Origin of the sequence: Arthrobacter ipis, from assembly GCF_014694315.1 — a bacterium.
Lineage (GTDB): Bacteria > Actinomycetota > Actinomycetes > Actinomycetales > Micrococcaceae > Arthrobacter > Arthrobacter ipis.
On record NZ_JAAOXD010000001.1, the window covers coordinates 869,445 to 869,848 of the forward strand.

Annotated in this window: 1 pseudogene; it reads right to left on the reverse strand. The window is 66.3% G+C overall.

The features are described from left to right. Nucleotides 1-132: 132 nt before the first annotated feature. Nucleotides 133-404, reverse strand: a pseudogene (locus tag G9E11_RS20755) (2,3-diaminopropionate biosynthesis protein SbnA); the annotation flags it as partial.

Sequence of the window (404 nt, forward strand, 5' to 3'; positions counted from 1 at the left end):
AGGCAACAGCCGTACCCGTGGCCGGAGTGGCTGGAGAGCGGCCCCCGGCCGGAGCTGCGGTTGCCTCAGGAATGTGGGGATTGATGGTAGGTGTGGAACGTGGTGGGCTCTGTAGGTTATCGAGACGCATTTTCACTTTAGGAAATTCCCTAGTGCGGCGGTGCCGACGTAATCGGCCACGGGTACGGGTGCCGGGTGCTGTGGCTCCGGCACCGGGTCGGACCGTCGGTCCGGGGCCCCTGTCAAACCGGCGGATGCCAGAGCCGCGGCCCCGAAATGATCGTGCACCCAGTCAGGGTTGTAGATGGTGTCCAGGTAGGGACGGCCCATGTCCGGGGAGATGGCCACCGCCGTCAGGTCCTGCGCGCCGTGGTCGGTGAGCCAGGACATGGCGCCGTGGACCA